Raw genomic sequence first — 26,542 nt, forward strand, 5'->3', positions numbered from 1 at the left:
CTCTCTCCGCGAGTCCAACTCTCACCCTCCCCGTCGAGACTTCCCCTCACCCCGACCTCTCCCCACAAGCGGGGAGAGGGGGAATTGAACTTACTCCGTCCGAAACGGCTCATGCCCCAGACTGATCTTGAAATCGTCGTCGACGATCCGACCGCGCCCGAACACGACTCGCCTTCCGTCGTCTCCTCCGGCACGATCGAGATATTCGTCTGTCTCTTGCTGCTCGCGCTGGCCGCCACGCTCGGCTACGACAATTGGCGCACCGGCGCCTCCTGGGATTCGACCGGGCCGGAGCCCGGCTATTTCCCGTTCTACCTCTCCGTCATTCTCGGTGGTGCCAGCCTCTACGGTCTGATCGTGGCGCTGGTCGCGCACCGCGGGGCACCCGACACCTTCGTCACGCGCGCGCAGGCCCGCCGCGTCATGGCGGTGTTCGTGCCGACGCTGCTGTTCTGCCTGGCGACGCAGTTTCTCGGCCTCTATGTCGCGAGCTTCCTCCTGATCGCGAGCTTCATGCGTCTCGTCGGCAAGATCGCGCTGTGGAAGTCGCTGCTCACTGCTGTCGTATTCACGGCGATCATGTTCGTTACCTTCGACGTCGCCTTCGACGTCATCATGCCGAAAGGGCCGCTCGAAGCGGCCTTCGGCCACTAAGGCGAGCCTGCGATGGAAGCTTTCGGCCTGTTGCTTCACGGCTTCGCCGTCCTGCTGACGTGGAAGACTCTCGTGCTGATGATGGTCGGGCTGGTGCTCGGCATCTTCGTCGGCGTCTTGCCCGGACTCGGCGGACCCAACGGCGTCGCGATCCTGTTGCCGCTCACCTTCACGATGGATCCGACCTCGGCGATCGTGATGCTGTCCTGCATCTATTGGGGCGCGCTGTTCGGCGGCGCGATCACCTCGATCCTGTTCAACATCCCCGGCGAAGCCTGGTCGGTCGCGACCACTTTCGACGGCTATCCGATGGCGCAGCAGGGCAGGGCGGCGGAGGCGCTGACGGCGGCGTTCACGTCCTCTTTCATCGGCTCGCTGGTCGCTGTGCTCCTGATCACCTTCCTCGCCCCGATGATCTCGTCCTTTGCCTTGAAGTTCGGCCCGCCCGAGTTCTTCGCGGTGTATCTGCTGACCTTTTGCTCCTTCGTCGGGCTGGGGCGCGAGGCCAAGCACAAGACGGTCATCTCGATGTCGCTGGGGCTGTTGCTCGCCGGCATCGGCATGGACACGGTGTCCGGCAATCTGCGCATGACCTTCGGCTCGTCCGAGCTGCTCCGCGGCATCAACTTCCTCGTCGCCGTCATCGGCCTGTTCGGCATCAGCGAGATCCTGCTGACGATGGAGGAGCGCCTGGCGCTGCGCGGACACGCGGCGAGCATTTCGTTGCGCGTCGTGCTGAGTGTGTGGAAGGACCTGCCGAAATACTGGGTGACGCTGCTGCGCTCATCCTTCATCGGCTGCTGGCTCGGCATCACCCCGGGCGGCGCGATCGCTGCCTCTTTCATGGGGTACAACCTGGCAAAGCGTTTCTCCAAGGATCCCGAGAGCTTCGGCAAGGGCCGTATCGAGGGCGTGTTCGCGCCGGAGACGGCGGCGCATGCCTCCGGCACCGCGGCGCTGCTGCCGATGCTGGCGCTCGGCATTCCCGGCTCCGGCACCGCCGCGATCCTGCTCGGCGGGTTGATGGTGTGGGGGCTCAATCCGGGACCGCTGCTGTTCGTCGAGCACAAGGACTTCGTCTGGGGTCTGATCGCCTCGATGTATCTCGGCAACGTCGTCGGCCTCGTGCTGGTGCTGACGACGGTGCCGATCTTCGCCTCGATCCTGCGCGTGCCGTTCGCCGCGGTGGCGCCGATGATCGTGGTGTCCTGCGCGATCGGCGCTTATGCAATCCAGAACGCGATGTTCGATATCTGGCTGATGCTCGGCTTCGGCGTCGTCGGCTACGTCTTCAAGAAGATCGGCATTCCGCTCGCACCGTTCACGCTGGCGCTCGTGCTCGGCAACCGCGCCGAGGATGCCTTCCGTCTGTCGATGATCGGCGCGGGCGGCGACCTCAAGGTGTTTTGGGCGAACGGCCTGGTGGGCTCGATCACAACCTTGGCGATCGTGCTGCTGTTTTGGCCTGTGATCGACGGCTTGCTTGCCCGTGTCGGATTGACGCAGCGGTCCAAGCAGGCGCCCAGCTAGGTAGAATATCCCCTGGATTCAGATACATAGGGGTGATGTCGCTCTAGGCTTGGGCGTTGCACGCCCCGATTGTTTCCGGTTGTTGCTGGCGCGGCACAGCCGTTGGGCGCTCCTCCGCGTATATTTTCATCATCAAATTGGGGCGGAGGAATTGCCATGAAGCGGATTGTGATTGGAATGGCGGCGGCGATGTCGCTGTTCGCGACGGGCGCATTGGCGGCCGATCTGGCCGCAAGGCCCTACGTCAAGGCGCCGGTCATGGTCGATCCGGTCTGGAGCTGGACCGGATTCTACGTCGGCGCCAATGGCGGCTACAGCTGGGGCCGCTCGCGCACCGACGTCTCCTACTTCAACTCGGCAACCGGTGCTGCGATCGCGCCGCCGGCCGGCTCCATCACCAATGCGTCGTTCGACATGAACGGTGGCATCGCCGGTGGCCAGGCTGGCTACAACTGGCAGAGCGCCAATTGGGTCTACGGTATCGAGGGAGACCTGCAATGGTCGGGTGAAAAGGGCCGCGCCGGTTTCAATTGCGCCCCCACCGGACCTGCAGGAGGAGCCTGTCTTCCGGGCCTTACCTTCCTTCCCGCCGGCGCCGCTGCCGGCACCTCGCTGACGATCGACCAACATCTTCAGTGGTTCGGTACGGTCCGCGGCCGCGTCGGCATCTTGGCGACGCCGAAGGTGCTGTTCTACGGCACTGGTGGTCTGGCCTTTGGAGAGATCAAGACCACCGGTACGATGTCCGGCTTCACGCCCGCGGGTGTGGCGGTCGGCTCGGTCGGCTCGAACTCGACGACGCGTGCCGGCTGGACCGCTGGCGTGGGCGTCGAAGGCAAGATCACCCAGAACTGGAGCGCCAAGCTCGAATATCTCTACATGGACCTCGGACGCTTCGGCTCCGGTCCATTCACGCTGGCGCCGCTCTCCACGATCAGTGCCAACGTCTCGTCGCGCTTCACCGACCACATCCTGCGCGCCGGCATCAACTACCAGTTCGGTGGCCCGGTGGTCGCCCGGTACTAAGAAAAACAGAGGCGTCAACAAGAAGTAAAGCCCGGCTCACGCCGGGCTTTGTCGTTTCCGGCCTGGCTATTCGACCCCGCGTTGCCTGTTCATTGCTCCGCGAGTTCGCTGGCCAACCTCTCTGGCCAACCTCTAATGAACACTCACACCACTTTCGCGTCCCTGAGCTTGGCAATCTCGTCCGCGCCGAAGCCGAACTCCTTCAGCACTTCGTCGGTCTGCTCGCCGAATTCCGGCGGCCGCGCCACCATCCTGCTCGGCGTGCGCGACAGCGTCACGGGCTGGCCGACCAGGCGGATGTCGCGCCCCTCGTCATTCGGCACCTCCTGCGCGATGCCGAGATGCTTGACCTGCTCGTCTTCGAACATCTGGTCGATGGCGTAGATCGGCCCGCAGGGCACGCCGGCCTCGTTGAGTTCACGGACCCAGGTCTCGGTGGACTTCGTCAAGGTACGCTTCTCGATCTCGGCATTGAGCGCGTCGCGGTTCTTGGAGCGGGCCGGCGCGGTCAGATAGTCGGGATGGCTGTAGAGCTCCGGCGCGCCGATCGCCTGCGCGCAGCGCTCCCAGATCCGCCCGCCCGTGGTGGCGATGTTGATGTAACCGTCCGAGGTCTTGAACACGCCGGTCGGAATGCTGGTCGGGTGGTTGTTGCCGGCCTGCTTGGCCACTTCCTTCTCCATCAGCCAGCGCGCCGCCTGGAAGTCGAGCATGAAGATCTGGGCCTGCAGCAGCGAGGTCTGCACCCACTGGCCCTTGCCCGAGACCTCGCGCTCCAGCAGCGCGGTGAGGATGCCCATGGCGCAAAACAGGCCGGCGGTGAGGTCGGCGACCGGAATGCCGACCCGCATCGGGCCTTCGCCCGGCGCGCCGGTGATCGACATCAGCCCGCCCATGCCCTGCGCGATCTGATCGAAGCCCGGCCGCTTGTGGTAGGGCCCGTCTTGGCCGAAGCCCGAGATGCTGCCGTAGACGATGCGCGGATTGATCCTGGCGAGGCCCTCATAATCGATACCGAGCTTCTTTTTCACGTCGGGACGGAAGTTCTCGACCACGATGTCGGCCTTGGCGGCGAGGCGCTTGAACACGGAGAGCCCGCGCTCGTCCTTCAGGTTCAGCGTCATCGCCCGCTTGTTGCGGTGCAAATTCTGGAAGTCGGAGCCCCGCCGCGGTCCGCCCGGCTGCTCGCCGCCGGCATCCTCGGTCAGCGCGTCGATCTTGATCACGTTCGCGCCCCAGTCCGCGAGCTGCCGCACGCAGGTGGGCCCGGACCGGACGCGGGTCAAATCGAGCACGGTGAAGCGTGACAGGGCTTCCGAGGCATGCGGAAAGGGCATCTTGATGGGCTCCGGGATTGATTGCGGGCCTACCATAGTGCTGAAAGACCATGCAGCAAGACAACACGCGGCAGGTCTGGGCCGCGCGGATGCCGCCTGTCGAAGTGCAATGCCTGAGGGGCGCCGCGAAGGATCAGCGCGCCAGCTGTTTCAGCTCGGCGCGCGCCCGCTCGGCCAGCGGGTCATCACCGTGGCGCGCAATGAACAGCTCGAACGCCTCCCGCGTTCCCTTGCGACGAGCGGATTCGTACTCCTCCGCGACCGCAGCCGAGGGGTCGCGAGCCATTGGAACGGAAGGCGCGCGCCCCGCTGTGCCGCCTTGCCTGGCGCTTTCCTTGCCGCTTTCCTTGCCGCTCTCATCCGCATTGGCTTTGCCGACCATGACAGGCAGTCCTCCGAAGGGTAGATGGCCCGGCCCGGCGAGCGCCACCAAGAGGCCGAACAGCCCGGCCGAGAGTGGACCTAGTTTCATCTTTTCACTCGCAAAACGCAGTGAGCTGGAACTGACATCCTTGTCCTAGCCCGTATGAACACGGGATCTGATGGCTAACACGGCGTTATGGACGGAGTCAGGATCTCCTCGCCAAAATTAAACCAAAGATTTAACTCTCAAGCTAGAATCACCTGTCCGCGCCCCGAATCGAACGGGGTTTGCCGCTTCGGAGATCCCCTTGGCTACAGCAGTCAACGTCAGTGCGACCAACAACGCCGAGATCGACGGCCTGCTGTCAGGATATAAATGGTCCGGCACGATCACCTACAGCTTTCCGGACGCTGCAAGCGACTACCCCAATCCCTATAGCGGCGGCAGCGGTGAGCCGACGACCTCGGGTTTTGCCCCGGCGCCGAGCCAGATGCAGGCCGGGATCAATTACGCGATTGGACTGATCCTCGGCTACACCAACGCCAACATCCAGTACGCCGGAACGAACGGCGCCGACATCATGGTCGCGCAGTCGCCGGCGGCCAATCCGACATCCTACGCCTATTACCCCGGCAACTACGCGCCCGGCGGCGACGTGTGGTTCGGATCCGCCTACAACTATTCGCAGGCGGCGCTCGGCAATTACTATTTTACGACTGCGTTGCACGAGCTCGGACACGCCCTTGGCCTGAAGCACAGTCAGGAAGCCGGCGGCCCCGCCAATGTCGCGGTGCCGAGCGCGCATGACGACAGCGAATACACCGTCATGAGCTATCGCAGCTATGTCGGTGCTTCCACAACGAGCGGCTATACCAACGAAGCCTATGGGTATCCGCAGACCTATATGGCCAACGATATTCTCGCGCTGCAGACGATGTACGGCGCGAACTACACCACCCAGGGCGGGACCACCGTCTATACATGGAGCCCGACCACCGGGCAGGAGTTCATCAACGGCGCTGGCCAGCCGGCCGACAATGGCGGTGCCGGTGGCTCGGCCAATCGCATCTACGAGACGATCTGGGATGGTGGCGGCGTCGATACCTACGACCTGTCAAACTACACGACGAACTTGAGCATCAACCTTAATCCAGGTGCGTCGTCTCTGTTCTCGTCGGTTCAACTCGCCAATCTCGGCAACGGCCATTACGCGTCGGGCAACGTCTACAATGCCTATCTCTACAACAACGACGCGCGTTCCTACATCGACAACGCCATCGGCGGCGCCGGCAACGACACGATCATCGGCAATGCCATCGCCAACGCACTGACGGGCGGTTCCGGCAACGATACGCTGACCGGCGGCGGCGGCAACGACACGATTATCGGCGGCGCGGGCACGGATACGGCGGTGTATTCGGGCAGCAAGGCGAATTACGCCGTCTCGTACAATTCGGTAACCCGGACCTTCACGATCGCCGATCAGCGTTCCGGCACGCCGGATGGCACTGACACGGTGACGGGTACAGAATCTTTTCGGTTCGCCGACGGCAGCATTGCTAGCGCCAGCCTGATCAACGCTACGATCGAAGCGGTCGGGTCGACCAGTTTGGTGCAGACGGGAGACAATTTCTACCTGGACAATATCAGTACTGGCAGCGGGCCCGTCCTGAAGATTGCCGGCTCACCCGTCAGCGCCAATGCATATGGTACTTGGGCGCCAATCGCAGCCGAGCAGACCGCCAGCGGATATGATGTGGCCTGGAAGGACTCGCTGACCGGTCACTACACGGCGTGGAGTGTGGATGTCAGCGGCAATTATACTGACAATATCGTTCCCGAGGTGTCGGGGACGAACGCGTCGTTTGAGTCGCTCGAGGCCACCTTCCACCAAGACCTCAATGGGGACGGTACCATCGGTGTTCCCACCACTATCATTGAGGCGCAGGGCTCCACCAAGCTGACGCAGACGGGAGACAATTTCTACCTGGACAATATCAGTACTGGCAGCGGGCCCGTCCTGAAGATTGCCGGCTCACCCGTCAGCGCCAATGCGTATGGTACTTGGGCGCCCATCGCAGCCGAGCAGACCGCCAGCGGATATGATGTGGCCTGGAAGGACTCGCTGACCGGTCACTACACGGCGTGGAGTGTGGATGTCAGCGGCACTTATACTGACAATATCGTTCCCGAGGTGTCGGGGACGAACGCGTCGTTTAAGTCGCTCGAGGCCACCTTCCACCAAGACCTCAATGCGGACGGTACCATCGGTGTTCCCACCACTATCATTGAGGCGCAGGGCTCCACCAGGCTGACGCAGACGGGAGACAATTTCTACCTGGACAATATCAGTACTGGCAGCGGGCCCGTCCTGAAGATTGCCGGCTCACCCGTCAGCGCCAATGCATATGGTACTTGGGCGCCAATCGCAGCCGAGCAGACCGCCAGCGGATATGATGTGGCCTGGAAGGACTCGCTGACCGGTCACTACACGGCGTGGAGTGTGGATGTCAGCGGCAATTATACTGACAATATCGTTCCCGAGGTGTCGGGGACGAACGCGTCGTTTGAGTCGCTCGAGGCCACCTTCCACCAAGACCTCAATGGGGACGGTACCATCGGTGTTCCCACCACTATCATTGAGGCGCAGGGCTCCACCAAGCTGACGCAGACGGGAGACAATTTCTACCTGGACAATATCAGTACTGGCAGCGGGCCCGTCCTGAAGATTGCCGGCTCACCCGTCAGCGCCAATGCGTATGGTACTTGGGCGCCCATCGCAGCCGAGCAGACCGCCAGCGGATATGATGTGGCCTGGAAGGACTCGCTGACCGGTCACTACACGGCGTGGAGTGTGGATGTCAGCGGCACTTATACTGACAATATCGTTCCCGAGGTGTCGGGGACGAACGCGTCGTTTAAGTCGCTCGAGGCCACCTTCCACCAAGACCTCAATGCGGACGGTACCATCGGTGTTCCGCCAGCGGGGGCCACAGCCGACGGGCCATCTGCAGCGGCATATCTCCTGGCACACTTTTTGATCTACTGAAGAGTGCAATCCGCGCTGATCGATGCGTGCGGGAATGAAGATGCGTAGACTTCTTCGCGTGCCTCCGGCGATCTATCGTCATATAACGGTGGGGGACGTAACGCCTGCTGCAGGCCTGCCTGCGGATGGCGGCGGCTCGCCTATGCCGTCTGGCCGGATCCGTCGCCTCCTCCCTACGCGCCCGCTCGCCGCCGGGTGCGAGCGGCTTGAGCAAGCAGTCGAAATGGCCCGGATTAGCCTAGGGACGGCGTCCGCGCCTATCGACATTCCGCCTGCTGCCTGCTAGCCCGATCCGCAACTTGGGAGGACCCTGATCGACGCGCGTTTGCAAGGGTCTGGCGGGAAAGGCCCCGGGGTGCCTGGCATGACGTTGAGAAAAACACCGCCCGATCTGCTGGGGAATTCCGCGTGGAATGCGATGGCCTTCGTGGTAGCCGTGGTGCTGAACCTAGCCATCCTGCCTTTCGTGATCACCCATCTCGGCCTCGCGGCGTTCGGTGTCGCGGGTCTTGTCACCGCATGCATTGCTCCGGCACTGGTGTTCAGCAACGCGCTCGGGCTGTCGACATCGCGCGAGCTTGCACAGCGACTGGAGCCATCCGACCGCGACGACGCGCGACGCCTATTCGCGACCGCGGCCATGCTCGCGGTCGGCGCAGGCGGGCCGATCGCCATTTTCCTTTTGGTGGCCGGGGCTCCGCTCGCGCGTCTCGGATTTCATCTGGCCGGTCCGGCCGCCGAGGATCTTTCGCTGGCGTTTGCGTTGGCCGGTATCGGCTGGTTGTGCCAATGTGTATCGGCGGTCTTCATTTCGTTGTTCACCGCGCGGCAAGACTATCGCCGGATCGCCTCGATCGGCATCATCAGCACCGTGGTCTCGACTCTTGCGATGCTCCTCCTGATCCCTGCCGCGCCATACGCATCGACATTCCTGGGTTGCCAGGCGTTGGGGCTGGCGATCGGCCTGTTGCTGGCGCTGGCTTGGTGTCGCGGCCCAATGCGTCAGTGGCTGGCGCCTCCAGCATTGCATCACCAGGCGCTTGGCAGGCTGGTTCGGTTCGGCGGATGGCAGGTTGCCGCACAGGGTGGTGCGCTGCTTGCGGGGCAGGCCGATCGATATCTGCTTGGCGCGCTACTGCAACCGCAGTTCGTCGGCTTCTACGGCGTTGCGCAGCGCCTGCAGGAGGCGACCTATATCGGTATCCTGAAGGTCGGCGAGATCCTGTTTCCCTTCTTCAGCACGCTGCAGGGGGAGAGCGAGGACCGCAAGGTCGATCTGCTGTTCCGATCGTCTTGGATTCTCAACGTCCTGGCCGCAAGCGCGCTCGGCGGATTGATCCCCGTGGCCGGCCCGCTGCTGCATGTTTGGACCGGCGCCGAGGTCGCGGCCGAGGCTGCACAGGTTCTCGTCGTCCTGTCGATTGCCGGGATCCTCGGATCGACCGCGAACGTCTTCGGCTTTTACTTGCTGGCGCACGGGCGGTCGCGCTCCAACGCGCTCATCGCTTTGATCACGGGGGTCGTCACACTCGTAACCAGCGCCATCGCATTGCCACGCTTCGGATGGCAGGCCGCGGGCTGGAGCGCATGCGCCGGAATGATCGCGCAGATGGCGACAATTGTCTTCTTGTTGCGCCGTAGTTTTAACCTCGCCGGCATGTGGTTGCGCACCGTGCATTGCGTGCTGATGCCGCTCGGCATCGGGATCGCGACGGCGCTGGCGGTGCGATACGGTCTCGACCGCGCGCCATTCCAGCTCGCGCCGTCCTGGTGGTCGGTGGGAGCTGTTTCATCGGTGACGGCCGCGATCATTTTCGCAATCGCGGTTGCGGCGTCGCAATTGGGTCCGTATCGAAGGGCTTGCTGGCAGGATATTCGTTCGATCGTCCGTCGCTTCTTGCCCCTCAAGGCTGTCTAGGACATGTGCGGAATCGCAGGCATCGTAAATCTGGGTGGCAACGCGGTCGAACCGGCCGACATCTCGCGGCTGACCAGCCTGATCGCGCATCGCGGTCCGTTCGGCGAGGGGACCTGGTTCAGCGCGGACCGAAGCCTCGCATTCGGCCACCGCCGCCTGGCGATCATCGATCCCGGCGAGGGCGGCTATCAGCCCATGCTGTCGGCGGACGGCCGCCATGTGATCGTGTTCAACGGCGAGATCTACAACTTCCTCGAGCTTCGCCGCGAGCTCGAGGCGCAGGGCGCGGTGTTCCGCAGCCAATCCGATACCGAAGTGATCCTGGCCGCCTGGCGGGCCTGGCGGGAAGACATGCTGCCTCGCTTCAATGGCATGTGGGCCCTGGCGATCTTCGACACCAGCACCCGCGAGCTGTTTCTTGCGCGCGACCGCTTCGGCATCAAGCCGCTACTCTATGCCGCGTCGCCGGAACGATTCATCTTCGCCTCCGAGCAACGGGCGCTGGTGCGGAGCGGACTGATCGATACTTCCGTCGATATGGAGGTTGCACGCCGGCTGCTGCTCGATGCCTTCGGAATCGAAGGAAGCGAGCGGACCCTGTTTCGGCAGGTTCGACGTCTGCAGGGCGGCCACTGCATGTGGCTTCGCCAGGGCAAGGTCAGCGTCAAGCGGTGGTGGCGGACCGTGGATCATCTGCCGCCGGTACCGGCCACCGAAACCGAGCGTGTCGCGCGCTTTCGCGAGCTGTTCCAGGATGCCGTGGCGCTGCGCATGCGCAGCGATGTCCCGATCGGAACATGCCTGTCCGGTGGCTTCGATTCGTCGGCGGTGATTTGCGCCATGGCGGCGCACGAAAAAGAAGGCATGGGGCCGCGCGACAGCACGGCATGGCGTCACGCCTTTGTTGCGACGTTCCCCGGCGCCTTGAACGACGAGAGGCCGATGGCTGAGGAGGCCGCCGTCTGGGCCAATGTCGCGCCAATTTTTCTCGAAATCGGACAGGCCGATGCGCTGACGGACCTCGATCAGATTCTCGACGATCTCGATGACGTCTACATCGCGTTGCCCAGCGCCATATGGCTGCTCTATCGGCGATTGACCCAAAACAACGTGACGGTGTCACTCGACGGCCACGGAGCTGACGAGCTGATGGGCGGCTATTTGCAGGAAGGACAAGCGCGCGCATTTCAAATACGGAACGCGGCAGAGGACCTCGCGTCGCGTTCGAAACTGGCCCGGCGTTGTGTGGACGTCCTGCGTGCGTTGGCCCTCAAGCGGAAGGGCGTGTATTTTCTGCGCGGTGGCCTGCGCAATCTTCCCGCCCCGCTCCCGTTGATAGCGGAGGACGATGTGCTGCCGCGTGAATGGGGTGGCTTGAACAAGCGCCTGTACCGGATGTTTCACAGCACGGTGCTGCCCACCATCCTCCGCAACTTCGATCGCCTTTCGATGGCGCACGGCGTCGAAGTCCGCATGCCCTTCATGGATTGGCGGCTGGTGACCTATACGATGGCGCTTCCCGAAAGCAGCAAATCGGCAGACGGCTATACCAAGGCTGTTGCACGGCGGGCGATGGCCAATTTGATGCCGGAGTCCATTCGCACGGCGCGCCGCAAGGTCGGCTTCAATTCGCCGATGCCGGAATGGTTGAACGGACCGCTGGCCGGCTGGACGGCTGACCTGCTGGACAGGAATGTGCCGGCGTTTGCGGAACTGGTGGATGAAGCGGGTCTGCGCGCGGCGGTCAGCCGTTTGACGGCGTCGAAGTCCTGGGATTGGGAGTCGGTCGGGCGGATCTGGCCGTATCTGAATATGAAATGGATGTTGGCGAGGTACGTATAAGCAATGCGTCTGTTCCAAAATAGCTGTTTCTATCCATCCTACCTGCCGCGGTTGAACCAGCTCGCGGCAAAGGCCGTTAGCTTCGAAGAGCGACGCCGGGTGTTTCTCAACGATCGCTTCGGTGCCATGCATTTTCTGAAACCGGTGCTCGATGGATCGCCGGAGGCCTTCTTCACCAATGGGGATGACGAGGTCCTGCAGCGCCGCTGGGCGCGCGCGCAGGGCATGTCTGGCGAGCCGACGCTCGAGGCCATTCTGCTCGCGCAGATCGAGCATCACGCCACCGAGGTATTCTACAATCTCGATCCCGTGCGCTACCCGAGCGCATTCGTTGCCAAGCTGCCGGGTTGCGTCAAGAAGACATTGTGCTGGCGTGGCGCGCCGTCGGGAAATGCTGACTTTACGGCCTACGGTGCCGTGCTTGCAAACTTTCCCTCTATGCTCGACATGTGGCGCCGGAAGGGATGCCGGGCCGAGGTATTTTACCCGGCGCATGATCCGGTGATGGACGAGTACGGTCACGGAGAACGTCCAATCGACGTCCTCTTCGTCGGCGGTTATTCACGACATCATCGGGAGCGTGCAAAGACGCTAGAGCGAGTCGCGAGCCTAGCCGACAGCCATGATGTCGTATTTTGTCTAGACGCATCGCGCCTGACTCAGCTCGCCGAGAGCGCAATCGGACGATTGCTCCCCCTGCGAAATCACCGGCGTCCCGATGCGATTGCAGCTATTGCTCGGCCGCCGGTATTCGGGAGAGCGCTTTACGAACTGATTGGTTCATCCAAGATCGCGCTTAATGGCTCGATTGATATGGCGGGCGAAGATCGCGGCAACATGCGCTGCTTCGAGTCGATGGGGTGCGGTGCATTGCTCGTATCCGACGCCGGAAGATATATTGACGGCATGCAGGCTGGGACCACGATCGAAACGTACGATACCCCGGAGCAGGCTGCTGAAGTGATCTCGCAGAATCTGCAGGATTGGCCGAGGTCGGCCGAGATCGCGGCGCTGGGTCGGGCACGCATCCGTGACATTTACCACAAGGATATGCAGTGGGAACTGTTCGGGAAGATCGTAGGACGCCTTTGACCACGCGGTCGCTCTGTCGGAGGTGTCAAATGAGAATCCGGGCACGTTGGATTTTGGTACGTGAGAGGATGCGCTGATGTCCAGCCTTTCCACGCTGGTGCGCTGGTGCGCGCGCACCATCGACGGCCTCAACTTGCACTACATCGCTCAGCGCCTGATCGGGCGGGCGACCTGCCGCTTGCAACCGGGAGCATTCCTGGCCCATTGCGCGCGGATCAGGAATGCGCTCGGCGATAGTGACAATATTGTCATTGGTAGCCATTCGCACGTCAGGGGCGAGTTGATGATCCTCGGTCACGGCGGTCGGATCACGATCGGAGAATGGTGCTATGTCGGAGTTGGCACGCGCCTGTGGTCGGGCGCCTCGATCGACATCGGTAATCGCGTCCTGATCTCGCATTCCGTCAACATTTTCGATAATCTCTCGCATCCGATCGGTGCTGCTGAGCGGCACGAACAGGCGAAGCAGATTTTCTCTACCGGTCACCCAAGGCAGCTTTCTCTCGACGACCGGCCGATCAAGATTTGCGATGATGCGTGGATCGGTGCTTGCGCCATGATTATGCGCGGCGTGACCATTGGTGAGGGTGGGATTGTCGCCGCTGGTGCTGTAGTCACCAAGGATGTTCCGGCATATTCCATCGTAGCAGGCAATCCTGCGACTATCGTCAGGGAATTGTCGCCGGACGAGCGATGAGGGAGCGTATGGCAGTATCGATATTGTGCTTGCGAGCCAAGCGAGCGTCTCGTTGGCAACAGTCAAGGTAGCATCATGTCCACGTGGGTTACCGGTGCGAACGGATTCATCGGCCGTCATCTCGTTCGCGAGTTGGCGAGCGCCGGGCATGCGGTCCATGGCGTCGGTCACGGTGCGCTCGATCCGACCCAGGCACAGGCCCTCGGTTTGCAGACCTGGATCAATGGCGAAGTTGACGCTGCCAATCTGAATGCGCTCGCCGCCTTGCACGGCCTGCCGTCGCACGTCTTCCATCTGGCCGGCGGGTCATCGGTCGGGCTGTCGATCGCGCGCCCGTTCGAGGATTTTTCGCGGACCGTGACGAGCACGGCGCGGCTGCTCGAATGGCTTCGAAGTTTTGCGCCCAGCAGCGGGCTGATCGTGGTCTCGAGCGCCGCGGTCTACGGCGCCGATCACACCGGTCCGATTCCCGAGAGCGCGGCCCTTCTGCCGATGTCGCCCTACGGACACCACAAGCTGGTCATGGAACAGTTGTGCCAAAGCTACGTCCAGAGCTTCGGCATTCACTGCATGGTCGTGCGGCTGTTCTCTGTCTACGGTCCCGACCTTCGCAAGCAACTGCTCTGGGATATCTGCTCTCGGCTGGGGAGCGAGGTAGAAACGCTGAACCTCGGAGGGACGGGCGCCGAGATCAGGGATTGGACCGACGTTCGTGACGTCGTTCGCTTGCTGGCGCGCGTCGCGCAAGCGGAGTGGCAGGATGATTTTGGCGTGATCAATGGCGGTTCGGGGCGCGGCGTGAGCGTGGCCGATATTGCCGAGGGACTGATCAGGCATTGGGACAGCAAAACGGTCGTGCGCTTTTCCGGCGTCGGACGGCCAGGGGACCCGACGAGCTTGCTGGCGGACAACGGGCGCGTGCTCGACATGAATTTCGATTGGCGGATCCCGCTGGAGCGCGGTCTGGTCGACTACGTCGAATGGTTCAGGAGCCAGGCTCGTGCCTGAGTGCGCGCCGCTGCGGATTGCATTCACCAACATCCCACGTCGATTATGGGCGGGGGGTTACAACTATCAACGCAATCTGTTCGAGGTGCTCAACCGGCATTCTCCGGGGACGGTGGTACCCGTGCTGTTTGCCGGAACGGCGGACGATCCCGAGGAGATCGCGGTGTTGGCCGGCATTCCCGGCGTTGAGGTCGTGCGCTCGCCGGTGTTCGATCACGCAGCGACCGGTCTTGCCCGCGCGACGGACCTCGCCCGCGCGATCGTCTTTGGTTTGGACGCACCTGCCGCCGCCGCCTTCACGGCCAGCAGGATCGACATGGTGTTCGAATCCGCGCGCTTCTTTGGCTGGCGCCTGCCATTTCCGGCGGTCGCATGGTTCCCGGATTTCCAGCATCGACTACTCCCGCATCTGTTCTCCAGGAGTGCATATTGGCGGCGTGATCTCGGCTTTCGGGTTCAGATCGCATCGGGCCGGCACATCATGCTGAGCAGCGCCACGGCACTCAGCGATTTCAAGAAGTTCTATCCCGGCAATTCGAACGGCGTCTCGGTCGTCCGGTTTGCCACCGAGCCGCCCGCCGGTTTGCTCGCCACGCAGCCGTCCGACGTGATTGCGCATTATGGTCTTCCGTCACGGTATTTTTATCTGCCAAACCAGTTCTGGCGGCACAAAAATCATCAGGTCGTGGTCGATGCGCTTAATCTGCTGAAATGTCGGGGGCTGGACGTCGTCGTCGCGGCATCCGGCAGTACGGACTTCCGTGAATCCGGTCTCTTCGAGAGGACCATGACGGAGGTCCGGTCGCGCGGTCTCGAGATGAACTTCAAGCATCTCGGAATGGTCCCGCTGGATCACGTCTACGCCCTCCTGCGCGCATCGATGGCCCTCATCAATCCTTCGGAGTGCGAGGGGTGGAGCACCACTGTCGAGGAAGCGAAGGCGTTTGGTGTCCCGATGATCCTGTCCGACATCGATGTTCATCGCGAACAGACCGGGGGCGGCGCGCGATATTTCGGCATCCACGACTCCAAGTCGCTGGCGGATCACCTGACGGAGGTCGCACAATCATCCGATCATGCGACCATCCGGAACCTTTTGCCGAATCTCGAGGATCGCGTGAAGGCGTTCGTTGCGGATTTCGTCCGACTGACTGGGGACGTGATGCAAACCGCGGAAATTCGCTAGTCAGGGAGGCCGGGCCGCTCAAAGATGTTTCGTGGCACCACGTACCAGAGCAGGAAGAGTAGCGCGGTGCCGTGGGTCACCATGGTGACCGTGAGCGGGGTATTGAGCAGGACATGCGGTAGGGTGCCGCTGGAGATCAACACTAAACGCTGCGGCAATCCTGCCGAGGCACGGTTGCCCAGGGCCAGAATGAAACCCGACGCAAGCGCCGTCAGCGGTGCAAGATAAGGTCCGACCGAGGCGACACCCTCCGTCGCGAACAGGGACGCGTTGAGCATGCCGAACCCGTATGTATCCTGCATCACGACCGACAGCTGATCCTGGTAAGCGCAAGACATGACCGCATTTAACACTGAGATCTGGCAGAACCAGGTCAGCGGATGACTGGCGAAGAAATGGTTGTAGATGTCGAGCGCGCTGGATGGCGTGGCCATCATCCGGATGTTGACCACATCGAAGTACTTGGCAAGAGGGTCGTGGAGGACGTAGTCCGCCAAGACCAAGGCGGCGACGCCGAGCAGCATCGGAACGAAGAGCGATGTGATGGCCGAGGTTCTTGCGTTCAAAGAGCGTGACAGTACGGCAAGCACGATCAGCCAGGCTGACGTGAAGAACGAGAATTTCGTCAGCGTGATCGGATAGAAAGACAGGAGCAGGATCAACACGAGGCCGGCGCGCCAGCGATAGCCGAGCAGCCAGTAGCAGGCGAAGGCGAACGGCAGCAGCGTGCTGGAGACCCAGCCGATGAGATATCGCACCACTCCAGGAAATTGCAGCGCGCCGCGGTAGTCGTAGATCTCTGCGATGGCGACCACACGGAAATTATAAGTCGAGGCGACGGCAATGGTGCCAATGGAGATCGCCAAAATAGCCGTGAGCAGATGCTCGAAGGTGGTATTTGACAGCACGACGAGTTGGCGGAACGGCGCCCGGACGAACAGAATGGGCAGCAGGAAGAGCACCAGCGAGAACGCTGCCGAACATCCCGCGAGCAATCGCTCGTAGCTGTATTCGGAGAAGACGTCGATCCACAGGAAGCCCAGGATCATCGTGTAGCAATAAAAACCGACGAAATAACCGAAGCTGAAGCGGGCGGCGGTGAACAGCAGCGAGACCACGGAAAAGGCGGCCGCAATGCCGACCGCCATCCAGACACGCTCGCCGCTGAAGTGGATATACGACTGCAAGGTTGCGACCTTGATCAGCGACAGGCAGGTGACGGCACTGTGCAGCAGCAGCATGATCGCTACTGCAGCCCTGGAATCCATCCGCGATCGCACATTCTGGATGTCGCACAATGCGCTCATGGAGGACAGGCTCGCTTGCGGCCGACGTAAGTTGCGGGCTGGATCAAGCTAGCTCGAGCGTACGCTTGAAATAGGCGATCGTCTCTTTGAGCCCGTCCTCGAGCGCGACCTTCGGCTCCCAGTCCAGTGCCGCCTTTGCCTTGGTGAGGTCGGGCTGGCGCTGGCGCGGATCGTCCTGGGGCAGCGGCTGGAAGATCAGTTGCGAGCGCGAGCCGGTGAGCTTGATCACCTTCTCGGCGAGCTCGCGGATGGTGAATTCCGAATTGTTGCCGATGTTGATCGGTCCGGTGATGTTCTTGCCGGTCGCCATCAGCCGCATGATGGCTTCGACGAGATCGTCGACATAGCAGAACGAGCGGGTCTGCCCGCCGTCGCCGAACACTGTGATCGGCTCGCCCTTGAGCGCCTGGACGATGAAGGACGACACCACGCGCCCGTCATTGGGCTGCATGCGCGGGCCGTAGGTGTTGAAAATGCGCGCGACCTTGATCGGCAGGCCGTGTTGGCGCCAATAGTCGAAGAACAGGGTTTCGGCGCAGCGCTTGCCTTCGTCGTAGCAGGAGCGGATGCCGATCGGGTTGACATTGCCCCAATAGTCCTCGGTCTGGGGATGGATCAGCGGGTCGCCATAGACCTCGCTGGTTGAGGCCTGGAAGATGCGAGCCTTCAGCCGCTTGGCAAGACCCAGCATGTTGATGGCGCCATGCACCGAGGTCTTGGTGGTCTGCACGGGGTCGCGCTGGTAGTGGATCGGCGAGGCCGGGCAGGCCAGGTTGAAGATCGCATCGACCTCGATGTAGAGCGGGAAGGTGACGTCGTGCCGGACCGCCTCGAACAGGGGATTTGCGATCAGATGGGAGATATTGCGCCGGCTGCCGGTGAAGTAATTGTCCACGGACACCACCTCGGCCCCCGCATCGAGCAGTCGCTCGCAAAGGTGCGATCCGATGAAGCCGGCACCCCCCGTCACGAGGATGCGGCTGGTCTTGTAGCTTTCAAATGACATTATCGGTTCCAGATTACCCGGCGGCGGAGCGGCCCAACGAGTGGTATCGACAACAGCTTGGCTCGCCAATAGCCAAATGCCGCCTGAGATTACGGTATTATAGTACCCTCGTCTTACTATGTCTGGCGTGGTCGTCGATCATTTTGTGGGGCGCGTTAGAATTCCCGCCGCTTCAGCCAGGCGCGGGCGCCCCAATGGCCGAAGCACCAAGCCGATTTGAGCAGAGGCAGCTGCTCGACGTTGCGATAGATGTTCCAGACCCATTTGGCGGACCGCCCCGGCCGGCTGGAGACGGACGAACCCCTGACGCGGTATCTCGCGAGGTCCTCGTTGAGGCCGTGCGCGATGCGGCCGGGCCTGAGGATGGAGAGCCACAGGCAGAAATCGTCATAGCCCTCGTTGGTTATGGCGACGGGCCCGGATATCTCGCGGTCGACCAGCGCCGTTAGCGTTGCGATCGAGGTGTTCTTCAGGAGTTGATCGTAGCTCAGCTGTGCCGGCACCTCGATCAATCGGCCGGAGATGGTGTTGGCCTCGTCGATGCGGCGGAACGCGGTGTAGCTCAGCGCCGCGCGCTTCTCGCGGGCAAAGGCGAGCTGACGCTCGAGCTTGGGGGGCAACCAGAGATCGTCGCTGTCGAGGAAGGCGAGATAGCGGCCCTGCGCCTGGTCGATTGAGGCCTGGCGCGCCAGCGCCGGGCCGCCGTTCTTAGGCATCCGGATCAGCTTGACCCGGGGGTCGCGCGCGCCGATCTCCGCAATGATCGCAGGCGTGCGATCGGTTGAGCAATCGTCGGCGATCAGGAGCTCCCAGTCGCCAAAGGTCTGGGCCTGCACCGAATCGATGCTTTCCTCGATGAAGCGCTCGACATTCCAGGACGGGGTGATGATGGAGACGAGGGGCATCGCTTGTTCCGTTCAATCCGTATCGGCGGTCTCGACGACCGCCGTACGCAACGAGGCTGCGAAGGTATCGAGCAGCTTGGGGTCGCTGATATAGAGCTCGCCCGGAAACGACCGTCGCCAGGCGGCCTCGAAATAGGGCGCGCTGTTGGCCGGATCGAACGGGCCGGCTTGCAGCGCCTCGCGCAGGCGCGCCGGCACGTCGCGCAGGCGGTCGGCCGCGGTAATCAGAGGGCAGGAGCTGTAGAAGGCATCGCCCATCACCACGACCGGCTTGCCGAGCAGCAAGGCCTCCGCGCCGGACTTGCTGTTGACGGAGATGATCGCGTCGGCGCGGTTCAGCACGGTGTAATTGTTGGTCTGCGGCGGCAGCAGCACAAAATTATCGAACCGGCGCGACAGCTCAAACAAGCGGTCGGCCGCGATCGCGCCGATCTGGGCGGGATGTTCCTTGACCACGAGCACATGCGAATCCGGAATCGTGCGCAGCAGGAAATCGACGGTCGCGACCTGATCGAGATAGTCCGGCGAGCGCAGCGTCAGCGCCATGTCGGCCGGCACGTGGAAGGGGTAGTAGACGAAGCGCGTGTCCGGAATCGGTCGATAGAGTCTTTTCAGCCGTGTCGCATTGACGGCCATTGCGGCGTGCACGCGGGCGTGGCGCAGATTGTGCCCGAATTCCTGGTGCTTGCCGAGCGCGAACTGATCCCAGAGCTTTTCGACAAGGCGTCGCGAGTTGCGCACGTTGATCACCTTCTTGAAGGCGGCCGAATAGTGATGCTGGTCCTTCTTGGGGATGACGATGGCCTGCTGCTTGAGGGTGTCGTCGAGATAGGCGCGCACCTCGGGCGAGACCGCGTCGGCGGGCGTGGCCATCACCTGCGGCGCGGCAAGACTGTCCGGCGTGAAATACATCCGTCCGCGGAAGAACGACGGCTCGATGAACCAGTTGCGGATGCCGCGGCGTTTGGCGGCGTAGAAGCTCGCGATCACGGAGAGAAAGCCGCCGAGCTCCTGCACCACCACCGCGCGCTTGCCTTCCGCTTCGAGCCGGTCGAGCAACGCCTCCATAGCGTTGGCATAGATCGTGAAACGTCGGCGCAGCGCGGTCGTGTCGCGGATGCCGAAAGTGAAGCGCTCGTGGCTGAACAGGAAATTGCTGCCGTCGAGCCCGTAACTTGCGATGCGCGCGTCGAAAGCCTGCGCGTCGCCGGGCGAGGCGCCGGTCTTGAGGCCGTCGCGGTACATGTTCGTGACCGGCACGCCTGCGGCCGCCGATATCTCGGCGCTGCGATCGTCGAAGGCGAGCAGCTCGACCTCCCAACCTGTCGCGCGCAAGCGTTGCGCCACCGGAACCCAGAACCGGGTCTGGTACTCCGCGAGCGTCGTGATCAGGATGGTCTTTGTAGAACTCATGCTTCTGGCTGGGTTGCTTGGTTGCGAAGTCCGCATATAGAAGCCTGCGCGATAGCTCAAGGGCGGATTGGAGTGAGTTCCCGTGCTGAATTGTGGCAGCTGGCGGCCAGGTCAGGTACCTTGGCGACGGAAACGGAGAGGTCAACCAGGTTCATGAAGTGCATGCAGCAAACCGTTGTTCGCGTCGATGCATCGGTCCAGATGGGCATGGGCCACCTGACACGCTGCCTCACGCTGGCGAACGCGCTTGCCGAAGGCGGAATAAGATCATGCTTTCTCCTGCGCGGCCACGCCGCGGGACTTGCCTCACTTGTTGAAGGCAACCGACACGCGGTACGGCTGCTGCCTGATCCGCCGGCAGCGATCAGCGCGGAAATGACCGGCGCCGGCAGCGGCTATGCCCATTGGCTGCCGACGACATGGCAAAGGGACGCAGAGCAGACGTGCCAGGCTATGGATGAGATCGGCTCGGCCGATTGGCTCATTGTCGATCACTACGCCCTCGACGCCCGCTGGGAGAACGCATGCCGCCGCGACGGTTTGAGAATTCTTGCAATTGACGATCTGGCCGATCGCTCGCACGACTGCGACATTCTGCTCGATCAGAACCTTGTCTTGCAGATGGACACGCGCTATCGCGACAGGGTGTCGGAGGCCTGCGTGCAGCTGTTTGGACCGCGATACGCGTTGCTGCGACCTGAATTCGCCGAGCAGCGTCGCTTGTCGACCGGCCGCAGCGGCGAGATCGGACGCATTCTGGTGTGCTACGGCGGCTCTGACCCGACCAATGAGACGGCCAAGGCGGTGCAGGCGATCGCGAGCCTTGCGAGTCCACGGATGGCTGTGGACGTCGTCATCGGTCATAGCAATCCGCATGCAGAGTCGATCATGCGAATTTGCAGCGCGTTGCCGCACGCTGAGGTGCACCGGGGTGCAAACAACCTTGCCGAGCTGATGCGGCGGGCAGATCTTTCGATCGGGGCGGGCGGTGTGATGAGCTGGGAACGCTGCTGCCTGGGCCTGCCCTCCGTGGTGGTCGATATTGCCGCAAATCAGGTTGGTGCGCTGACGGCGCTGGCCGAGGCGGGTGCCGCGCTCTATCTGGGGTCGGCCGCCTCTGTCACCGCAGAAACGCTTGCCGACGCCATTCGCTCGCTGCGGGCCGATTCGGCCCGCGCAAGGGCGCTTGCAGAGGCTGCCTTTGCGCTTGCGGATGGTGAGGGGCGGAACCGGGTTGCCGCCCGCATGAGCGAATAACCCCTTGATTCTGAGCCGAAAATCCTTCCCAACGGCTTGCCGTTCGGGAAATGCCGACGTTCCCGGCGGAAGAGACAGCTATTTGGCGCTCGGCGGGGCTTTCGTGCTAAACGCTGGGCGAAACTTGGTAAACTCGTGGTTCGGCCCGTCGATTCAACATGAAGATTTCGATCCTTTGCTCCAGCGAGTTGCACCCGATCTATCCCCATCTACGGCATTGGGCGATGCTCACGGGCGCAGCACACGACGTCGAGCTCGTGCAGAAGAAGGCCGATCTCTCGGGCGGGGACATCCTGTTTCTGATCTCGTGTCATGAGATCATTTCGGCACAGGATCGCGCGAAATACGGGACGAGTCTCGTGATCCATGCGAGCGATCTTCCGCAGGGGCGCGGCTGGTCGCCCCACATCTGGCAGATCCTCGACGGGAAGAGTGATATCGTTGTTTCTCTTTTGGAGGCCGAGGACCAGGTCGATACAGGGGCCCTATGGGCGCAGCGCCACATGATCCTCGAAGGCCATGAATTATACGATGAGATCAATGCGAAGCTGTTTGCGATCGAACTCGATCTCATGAGCGACGCCTTGGCGAGCATCGGCCAAAAGGCGCCGGCGCCTCAGGATGATCGGGCGCCGACCTACTACCCTCGGCGTTCACCGGAGGACTCGAGGCTGGATCCCGGTCGGCCGCTCGCCGAGCAATTCGATCTTCTCCGGGTAGCCGATCCCGAGCGCTTTCCCGCGTTCTTCGAGCTTCGCGGTCATCGCTATCTGGTGCGCATCGAAAAGGCTGGAGCAAACGATGACTGACACGATCACCATCTCTGGGCGTTCGATTGGCAAGTCTCATGAGCCGTTCATCATTGCGGAGATGTCGGGCAACCACAATCAGTCGCTTGATCGGGCGTTGGCTATCGTCGATGCGGCAGCCAAGGCAGGCGCTCACGCTCTCAAGCTGCAGACATATACGGCCGACACGATGACGCTCGAACTCGCGCGCGACGAGTTCTTCATCGATGATCCTAGCAGCCTGTGGAAAGGCCGTTCGCTGCACGAGCTCTACCAACAGGCCTATACGCCCTGGGACTGGCACGGACCGCTCTTCGAGCGCGCGCGCTCGCTCGGCATGATTCCGTTTTCGACGCCGTTCGATGCCACCGCGGTCGAGTTTCTCGAAGGCCTCGGCGTAGACTGTTACAAGATCGCGTCGTTCGAGAACACGGATTTGCCGCTCATTCGCAGGGTTGCGGCGACAGGCAAGCCCATGATCATCTCGACGGGTATGGCCACGGTGGCTGATCTCGACGAGACGGTGCGGGCGGCGAGAGCGGGGGGCTGCAAGCAGCTCGTCTTGTTGAAATGCACGAGCACCTATCCGGCCACCCCCTCCGATACCAATTTGCTGACGATCCCTCACATGCGGTCGCTCTTCGGTTGCGAGGTCGGGCTTTCTGACCACACGTTCGGGATCGGCGCATCGGTGGCAAGCGTTGCACTCGGAGCCACCGTGATCGAGAAGCACTTTACGCTTGCTCGTGCCGATGGCGGCGTCGATTCAACATTCTCGATGGAGCCCGAAGAGATGGCGGCCCTTGTGGTCGAGACCAAGCGTGCCTGGCTTGCCCTTGGTCAGGTGTATTATGGTCTGACCGAGAAAGAGAGCAAATCGCTCGTGTTCCGTCGCTCGCTCTATGTGGCGGAGGATCTCGCCCCCGGTGACGTGTTGACAGAAAAGAACCTCCGGATTGTCCGGCCTGGCCTCGGCCTGCCGCCGAAATATTTCGAGATATTGCTCGGCAAACGCGTCGGGCGGCCGATACGCCGCGGCACGCCCATGAGTTGGGATCTTCTCTCGTCCGAGGACGATGCCGTTCCAGCATCGCAAGGGATGTCGAGGAGCGCTCGTGGCTGACAAGCCGCATGTCTGTCTGGTCGTCGACAACCCGCTTCGGGACCTCGAGGGGATGGTGCTGCTCGCGCGTCAGCTGTCGACGCGCGGCGCGCGTGCCACGCTCGTGCCCATGTACGAGCAGGGATTCGACGTTCCGGCCTTGCGGCCCGATCTTGTGCTGGTGAACTACACCCGTCCCAACAACGCCGACCTGATCAAGTCCTACAAACGCGCCGGAATCCTCGTCGGCGTCCTTGATACGGAAGGGATCGGCGGCAAGAACGCGGACCAGTTTGCGAGCATGGTGAAGAGCGCGGGGTGCCCCGATCTTGTTGATCTCTACTGTGTCTGGGGACAGTCACAGTACGCAGCGTTCCTCCGGGAGGGCACGGTCGCGCAGGATATCCTGCACGCCACCGGTTGTCCGCGCTACGATTTCTGCGCGCCGCCCTGGCGCGCGGCGTTGCCGAAGCCGTCCGTCGGCTCGGGCTACGTTCTCATCAACACGAATTTCCCGACTGTGAACCCGCGCTTCTCCAGCAGTTCGTCTCACGAGGAGGAGTCGATGGTCAAGGCAGGCTTTTCGCGCGAATTCGCCCGTCAGTTCATAGCCGATGGCGCCCACGCTTACCGGAACACGTTGGAAATGGCTATTAAGCTCGCAAAGCACTTTTCCGACGTGGAGTTCGTGCTGCGGCCGCATCCTTTCGAGAACATCAACTCGTACGATGCGTTCGCCGCCTTGCCGAATGCAAAGGTGATCCAGAGCGGAACGTCGCTCGAATGGATCAGTGGCGCGCGTCTGCTCGTCCATCAGAACTGTTCTACCGCGATCGAGGCCACCATGCTGAACGTGGAGCCGCTGAGCATGGAATGGTTCAACACACCGGCCCTGCGCCTCGATGCGGCGACACGGGTCAGTCGCGGAGCAGCCCAACAGGCCGACATGCTCGAACTGGTTCGGCAGGGGCTGGAAGGTCGCATGCCGCCGCTACCCACGGAGACGGGAGCATTTCGCCGTGAAATCATCAACGACCTCTATACCGCGGTGGACGGCGCGAGTTCTGCCCGCGTCTCCGATGCGGTCCTCGCCACCATCGCCGCCGCCGGGCGCGGCGAATTGGGGGCGCAGGCGTTGCCGTCGCCGTCCGTGCGCGGGTTAATGGCCAGTGCAGTTCGTCGAACGCTCGGGCACAGGGCAAGTTCGGTCCTGCGCCGGAGCTACAGCTCGACGGAAAGCGAGCGCCGTCGGGCCGGAAAGGTGTTCGATGTCGGGACAGTTAACGCGATATTGCAGCGTCTCGATGCAGCCTCAGTGGATCGCCAGCGGTTTGTCGCGCGACCGGCCGCAAACGTCCGGACGCGACGCATGGTCAGCGGGGCGAGCCTGCAGCTTGCGGAAGCGAATTAACTCGTGCTGCGCCGCTTTCTGCATAACACTGCAATCTCGGCCGTCGCTTACGGCATTGCCGGCGTGCTGGGTCTGTTCGCGGTCGGGCTGATTGCGAAATCTTACGGCCTGGTCGTTCTCGGCTTGATCGTCCTGGTACGCGGCTTTCTTCCGAGCGGCTTTCTCACTCTGATCGATTTCGGCGTCTCCGAGATTACGACGCAGGCGGCTGCTCGTGGGCGGCTCGGCGATTGGTCCGCGGCCAGCGAGAGGATTTCGCTTCTGGCTCTGATCGCAGCCTTCGTCGGAGTCATCTCGGGCATCACGCTGTGGTTGGCGGCAACCGGGCTTGCGCTCGTCTTCAAGGTCGCGCCGGAACAGGTGGAGGCATTCGTATCGATCCTCCAGATCACTGCGCTCGTCCTTCCCATCGCCTTTATGGGGCTGGTGGCCGAAGGCGTACTCAAGGGCTTCGAGGAGTATGGCTGGCTCCGCCTGGCGGAAGTCGGGGGCAGTATCTTCTATGTCGCCTCTATCTATCTCGCCGTCTGGCGGAACGCTTCGTTTGAATGGATCGCCTACGCATATCTCGCAACCATAGCTGCGAAATATCTCATGCTGGCGCTGGTGGTCTATCTTGCGGTGCACCGCACGCCGTTGCGATTTTGCCCCTGGACGAGCTCAAGCCGGCAAGACATCGCAAGCCGCTGCTGGTTGATGTTCAACAACAGAATAGCAGGTTCCCTGCAGCAAAGCGTCGTTCCGCTGATCATTGGCGCACTTTATGGTCCCGCCGAGGTCGGCGTCTACGATCTGCTTACGCGCCTGCCACGTTTTCTAAAGACGACGATGAGTCCTCTCTACTCGGCGATCCTTCCGATCTCCACCCATCTCGATGAGAGCAGCGATGTCCGGCGAATCCAGCTGCTCGGGCGCAACGGCCTGGTGCTGCCCGCTGCGGTCATTATCCCCATTCTCGTCGTCGTAGCACTTTTCTCCGAAGAGATATTGAAGGTATGGGTCGGCCCGCAGCATGCGGATCAATGGCCGTGGCTTGCCTTGTCGCTGTTCATCCCTGCGGTAAGCGTCATGCTTGGTGCGGGCCAAACGGCGTTGATGGTGCGGTCGGATTTCCTTCGTATCAACACCCGGTTCCTCTATTTGCAGGTTCTGACGCAGTACGTCGTCACCGCCCTCACGCTGATCTGGTTGGGCGAACGCGCCTTCATCCTTGGCTGGGTGGTGTCCTACGTCCTGTTTGCGCCGCTCATCGCCCACCGCATGCTGTCTTTCATGAGCCTGCCGATTTCGTTGTTCTGGCAGCAGCTCGGCAGGCAGCTCGTCGTGGCGGCGATCCTTGCGGCAATGGCAGTCGGCTATAAGATGTACGCGACACCGACGACCTTGGCGGCCTTGTTCATCGTCGGGTCGGTCTGGTGCATCGCGGCGTGGCTATTGAGTGTTAGTCTCATACTCACACGAAGCGACCGTGCAATGGTTGGCAAGTTTGCCCGTGCGATGGCGCAGCGGTGAAGCATCCGGTGCCCCTTGGCCTCGTCAAGTTCCGGGCGGACACTCTGCGGTTGCTCGCGATTGGCGGATTTGCTAAGGCCAAATCGGCTGACTGAGCCCCATTGGGACCAGCGCGAATCTTATTTCCGGCAAGATCGA

The 26,542-nt window shown here is 62.2% G+C and carries 21 protein-coding genes; 15 read left to right on the top strand and 6 right to left on the bottom strand.

Translation table 11 applies throughout. From position 1 onward, the window contains the following. The first annotated feature begins 111 nt into the window (after window positions 1–111). The 3 genes from IVA93_RS12155 to IVA93_RS12165 all read left to right on the top strand — a co-directional run bounded on the left by IVA93_RS12155 (window position 112) and on the right by IVA93_RS12165 (window position 3,210). On the top strand, window positions 112–654 hold the full coding sequence (locus IVA93_RS12155) for a tripartite tricarboxylate transporter TctB family protein (protein WP_247541631.1): 543 nt from the start codon (window positions 112–114) through the stop codon (window positions 652–654). Between the two features lie 12 nt (window positions 655–666). Further along, complete coding sequence (locus tag IVA93_RS12160) at window positions 667–2,184, top strand: tripartite tricarboxylate transporter permease (RefSeq protein ID WP_247367410.1); 1,518 nt, start codon at window positions 667–669, stop codon at window positions 2,182–2,184. A 156-nt stretch (window positions 2,185–2,340) separates the two neighbouring features. Next, on the top strand, window positions 2,341–3,210 hold the full coding sequence (locus IVA93_RS12165) for an outer membrane protein (RefSeq protein ID WP_247367414.1): 870 nt from the start codon (window positions 2,341–2,343) through the stop codon (window positions 3,208–3,210). A 143-nt stretch (window positions 3,211–3,353) separates the two neighbouring features. On the opposite strand, the gene IVA93_RS12170 is transcribed toward IVA93_RS12165, so the two are convergent. Next, a complete protein-coding gene (locus IVA93_RS12170; RefSeq protein WP_247367416.1) occupies window positions 3,354–4,547 on the bottom strand; it encodes a CaiB/BaiF CoA transferase family protein in 1,194 nt (397 codons plus the stop codon). A gap of 133 nt (window positions 4,548–4,680) precedes the next feature. Continuing rightward, complete coding sequence (locus IVA93_RS12175) at window positions 4,681–5,019, bottom strand: hypothetical protein (RefSeq protein ID WP_247367418.1); 339 nt, start codon at window positions 5,017–5,019, stop codon at window positions 4,681–4,683. 199 nt (window positions 5,020–5,218) lie between these two features. Here IVA93_RS12175 and IVA93_RS12180 point away from each other — a divergent pair, with 199 nt between their 5' ends. From IVA93_RS12180 to IVA93_RS12210, 7 genes are all read left to right on the top strand, one after another. After that, complete coding sequence (locus IVA93_RS12180) at window positions 5,219–7,960, top strand: M10 family metallopeptidase C-terminal domain-containing protein (RefSeq protein WP_247541635.1); 2,742 nt, start codon at window positions 5,219–5,221, stop codon at window positions 7,958–7,960. Window positions 7,961–8,324: 364 nt separating this feature from the next. Then, window positions 8,325–9,878 carry a lipopolysaccharide biosynthesis protein gene (locus IVA93_RS12185; RefSeq protein ID WP_247485305.1) on the top strand — a complete coding sequence of 518 codons (1,554 nt, stop codon included), beginning with the start codon at window positions 8,325–8,327 and terminating at the stop codon, window positions 9,876–9,878. A 3-nt stretch (window positions 9,879–9,881) separates the two neighbouring features. Next, on the top strand, window positions 9,882–11,720 hold the full coding sequence (asnB, locus tag IVA93_RS12190; protein WP_247789810.1) for an asparagine synthase (glutamine-hydrolyzing): 1,839 nt from the start codon (window positions 9,882–9,884) through the stop codon (window positions 11,718–11,720). A 3-nt stretch (window positions 11,721–11,723) separates the two neighbouring features. Next, window positions 11,724–12,812: a glycosyltransferase family protein gene (locus IVA93_RS12195; protein ID WP_247367426.1), complete on the top strand. Its 1,089-nt coding sequence runs from the start codon at window positions 11,724–11,726 to the stop codon at window positions 12,810–12,812. A 76-nt stretch (window positions 12,813–12,888) separates the two neighbouring features. Further along, window positions 12,889–13,509: an acyltransferase gene (locus IVA93_RS12200; protein ID WP_247367428.1), complete on the top strand. Its 621-nt coding sequence runs from the start codon at window positions 12,889–12,891 to the stop codon at window positions 13,507–13,509. 75 nt (window positions 13,510–13,584) lie between these two features. Further along, window positions 13,585–14,517, top strand: a complete 933-nt coding sequence (locus IVA93_RS12205) for an NAD-dependent epimerase/dehydratase family protein (RefSeq protein WP_247789811.1) — start codon at window positions 13,585–13,587, stop codon at window positions 14,515–14,517. Next, entirely contained in the window at window positions 14,510–15,703 is a 1,194-nt protein-coding gene (locus IVA93_RS12210; protein WP_247541639.1) for a glycosyltransferase family 4 protein, read from the top strand. The genes IVA93_RS12205 and IVA93_RS12210 overlap by 8 nt, the downstream gene beginning before the upstream one ends. Here IVA93_RS12210 and IVA93_RS12215 read toward each other — a convergent pair. The 4 genes from IVA93_RS12215 to IVA93_RS12230 all read right to left on the bottom strand — a co-directional run bounded on the left by IVA93_RS12215 (window position 15,700) and on the right by IVA93_RS12230 (window position 20,334). Continuing rightward, on the bottom strand, window positions 15,700–16,944 hold the full coding sequence (locus IVA93_RS12215; RefSeq protein WP_231190544.1) for a hypothetical protein: 1,245 nt from the start codon (window positions 16,942–16,944) through the stop codon (window positions 15,700–15,702). The genes IVA93_RS12210 and IVA93_RS12215 overlap by 4 nt on opposite strands. Window positions 16,945–17,053: 109 nt before the next feature. Continuing rightward, entirely contained in the window at window positions 17,054–18,016 is a 963-nt protein-coding gene (locus tag IVA93_RS12220; RefSeq protein ID WP_204511841.1) for a UDP-glucuronic acid decarboxylase family protein, read from the bottom strand. Between the two features lie 155 nt (window positions 18,017–18,171). Further along, the gene (locus tag IVA93_RS12225) at window positions 18,172–18,921 is read right to left on the bottom strand and encodes a glycosyltransferase family 2 protein (protein WP_247367441.1); all 750 of its coding nucleotides are present in this window, start codon (window positions 18,919–18,921) and stop codon (window positions 18,172–18,174) included. A gap of 12 nt (window positions 18,922–18,933) precedes the next feature. After that, on the bottom strand, window positions 18,934–20,334 hold the full coding sequence (locus IVA93_RS12230; RefSeq protein WP_247367442.1) for a capsular polysaccharide export protein, LipB/KpsS family: 1,401 nt from the start codon (window positions 20,332–20,334) through the stop codon (window positions 18,934–18,936). 153 nt (window positions 20,335–20,487) lie between these two features. Here IVA93_RS12230 and pseG point away from each other — a divergent pair, with 153 nt between their 5' ends. The 5 genes from pseG (at window position 20,488) to IVA93_RS12255 (ending at window position 26,404) form a co-directional block, all read left to right on the top strand. Beyond that, window positions 20,488–21,591: a UDP-2,4-diacetamido-2,4,6-trideoxy-beta-L-altropyranose hydrolase gene (pseG, locus tag IVA93_RS12235; RefSeq protein ID WP_247485301.1), complete on the top strand. Its 1,104-nt coding sequence runs from the start codon at window positions 20,488–20,490 to the stop codon at window positions 21,589–21,591. A gap of 257 nt (window positions 21,592–21,848) precedes the next feature. Then, on the top strand, window positions 21,849–22,400 hold the full coding sequence (locus IVA93_RS12240; RefSeq protein ID WP_231190546.1) for a formyltransferase family protein: 552 nt from the start codon (window positions 21,849–21,851) through the stop codon (window positions 22,398–22,400). Then, window positions 22,393–23,502, top strand: coding sequence for a pseudaminic acid synthase (pseI, locus tag IVA93_RS12245; RefSeq protein WP_204511836.1), 1,110 nt, complete (start codon window positions 22,393–22,395; stop codon window positions 23,500–23,502). Before IVA93_RS12240 ends, pseI begins: the two co-directional genes overlap by 8 nt. Next, window positions 23,495–24,892 carry a surface carbohydrate biosynthesis protein gene (locus IVA93_RS12250; protein ID WP_247367450.1) on the top strand — a complete coding sequence of 466 codons (1,398 nt, stop codon included), beginning with the start codon at window positions 23,495–23,497 and terminating at the stop codon, window positions 24,890–24,892. Before pseI ends, IVA93_RS12250 begins: the two co-directional genes overlap by 8 nt. Before the next feature lie 3 nt (window positions 24,893–24,895). Beyond that, a complete protein-coding gene (locus tag IVA93_RS12255) occupies window positions 24,896–26,404 on the top strand; it encodes a lipopolysaccharide biosynthesis protein (protein WP_204511834.1) in 1,509 nt (502 codons plus the stop codon). Window positions 26,405–26,542: the final 138 nt, after the last annotated feature.

It is taken from the genome of Bradyrhizobium sp. 155 (assembly GCF_023101105.1).
GTDB lineage: Bacteria > Pseudomonadota > Alphaproteobacteria > Rhizobiales > Xanthobacteraceae > Bradyrhizobium > Bradyrhizobium canariense_D.

What these genes read in the sequence shown, in the direction of transcription:
- pseI (WP_204511836.1), top strand. Translation starts at nt 22,393, where the DNA reads ATGACTGACACGATCACCATCTCTGGGCGTTCGATTGGCAAGTCTCAT.
- IVA93_RS12220 (WP_204511841.1), bottom strand. Translation starts at nt 18,016, where the DNA reads ATGTCATTTGAAAGCTACAAGACCAGCCGCATCCTCGTGACGGGGGGT.
- IVA93_RS12225 (WP_247367441.1), bottom strand. Translation starts at nt 18,921, where the DNA reads ATGCCCCTCGTCTCCATCATCACCCCGTCCTGGAATGTCGAGCGCTTC.
- IVA93_RS12175 (WP_247367418.1), bottom strand. Translation starts at nt 5,019, where the DNA reads ATGAAACTAGGTCCACTCTCGGCCGGGCTGTTCGGCCTCTTGGTGGCG.
- IVA93_RS12160 (WP_247367410.1), top strand. Translation starts at nt 667, where the DNA reads ATGGAAGCTTTCGGCCTGTTGCTTCACGGCTTCGCCGTCCTGCTGACG.
- IVA93_RS12230 (WP_247367442.1), bottom strand. Translation starts at nt 20,334, where the DNA reads ATGAGTTCTACAAAGACCATCCTGATCACGACGCTCGCGGAGTACCAG.
- IVA93_RS12165 (WP_247367414.1), top strand. Translation starts at nt 2,341, where the DNA reads ATGAAGCGGATTGTGATTGGAATGGCGGCGGCGATGTCGCTGTTCGCG.
- IVA93_RS12215 (WP_231190544.1), bottom strand. Translation starts at nt 16,944, where the DNA reads ATGCTGCTGCTGCACAGTGCCGTCACCTGCCTGTCGCTGATCAAGGTC.
- pseG (WP_247485301.1), top strand. Translation starts at nt 20,488, where the DNA reads ATGAAGTGCATGCAGCAAACCGTTGTTCGCGTCGATGCATCGGTCCAG.
- asnB (WP_247789810.1), top strand. Translation starts at nt 9,882, where the DNA reads ATGTGCGGAATCGCAGGCATCGTAAATCTGGGTGGCAACGCGGTCGAA.
- IVA93_RS12195 (WP_247367426.1), top strand. Translation starts at nt 11,724, where the DNA reads ATGCGTCTGTTCCAAAATAGCTGTTTCTATCCATCCTACCTGCCGCGG.
- IVA93_RS12185 (WP_247485305.1), top strand. Translation starts at nt 8,325, where the DNA reads ATGACGTTGAGAAAAACACCGCCCGATCTGCTGGGGAATTCCGCGTGG.
- IVA93_RS12170 (WP_247367416.1), bottom strand. Translation starts at nt 4,547, where the DNA reads ATGCCCTTTCCGCATGCCTCGGAAGCCCTGTCACGCTTCACCGTGCTC.
- IVA93_RS12200 (WP_247367428.1), top strand. Translation starts at nt 12,889, where the DNA reads ATGTCCAGCCTTTCCACGCTGGTGCGCTGGTGCGCGCGCACCATCGAC.
- IVA93_RS12205 (WP_247789811.1), top strand. Translation starts at nt 13,585, where the DNA reads ATGTCCACGTGGGTTACCGGTGCGAACGGATTCATCGGCCGTCATCTC.
- IVA93_RS12155 (WP_247541631.1), top strand. Translation starts at nt 112, where the DNA reads ATGCCCCAGACTGATCTTGAAATCGTCGTCGACGATCCGACCGCGCCC.